The sequence below is a fragment of the Actinomadura sp. 9N215 genome (assembly GCF_044326345.1).
Taxonomy (GTDB): Bacteria; Actinomycetota; Actinomycetes; order Streptosporangiales; family Streptosporangiaceae; genus Spirillospora.
Genome location: NZ_JBIRBA010000073.1, coordinates 1 through 905 on the forward strand (window position 1 = coordinate 1; position 905 = coordinate 905).

Here is a 905-nt window from a genome sequence, read left to right on the forward strand (position 1 = left end):
TAGGGCCTGTCTGACAATTGGTGGTGGCGGAGCCACAGGATGAGGCTGGCCAGCAGCACGCCGGAGCGGTAGCGGCTGGCCAGCTTGTCGAAGCGAGTGGCGATCGCGCGGAACTGCTTGAGCCTGGCGAAGCAGCGCTCGACCACGTTGCGGTGCTTGTACAACTCGCGGCGTCGAAGGTGGGCGGCCGGCCGCCGCGGCTGCCCTTGCGGGCCCGGTTGACCTGCTGATCGCGGGGTTGGGGGATCACCGTGTGGATCCGGCGGCGGCGCAGGTAGGCGCGGATCCGCCGGGCCGAGTAGGCCTTGTCGCCGATCAGCACGCCCGGGGTGGTGCGGGGATGCCCGCCGCCGGGACGCGCCACCCGAACCTGGTCCATCAGCTCCTCGAGCACCACCGAGTCATGCACGTTCCCACCAGTGATCAGCACGGCCATCGGCAGGCCACGGCCGTCGACGACCAGGTGCAGCTTGGTGGTCAGCCCGCCGCGTGATCGGCCCAGCCCTTGGGTGGCTTGGGCGCTTTGCCGATCATCCTGTCCGATCGTCCCTGCCCGGCTCCCCCTTTTTCCGCGCTCCGGCGGCATGCTGGTGAGCGCGAGCGACCGAGGAGTCGATGCTGAAGGTCCACTCCACCTGGCCGATCGCATCGTCCTTGACCTGCAGATGCGCCAGCAGACGAGCCCAGGTGCCGTCCTGGTCCCAGCGTCTGAACCGCTCGTAGCAGGTCTGCCAGGGCCCGTACCGTTCGGGAATGTCCCGCCAGGGCGCCCCGGTCCGCAACCGCCACAGAATGCCGTTGACCACCTGCCGGTGATCACGCCACCGACGACCGGGCCCGGCATCCCGCGGCAGCAACGGCTCGATCTGCGCCCAGGCAGCATCGGTCAGCTCGCCTCGCCTCAC

1 protein-coding gene and 1 pseudogene are annotated in these 905 nt (G+C 69.7%); both read right to left on the reverse strand.

The genetic code is table 11. The annotated features are described in order from the left end of the window. Window positions 1–649, reverse strand: a pseudogene (locus ACH34T_RS44580) (IS5 family transposase); the annotation flags it as partial. After that, window positions 531–905, reverse strand: a 375-nt coding sequence (locus ACH34T_RS44585; RefSeq protein ID WP_396027092.1) for an IS5 family transposase, incomplete at its 5' end; no start/stop codon positions are given. The pseudogene ACH34T_RS44580 and the gene ACH34T_RS44585, both read right to left, overlap by 119 nt.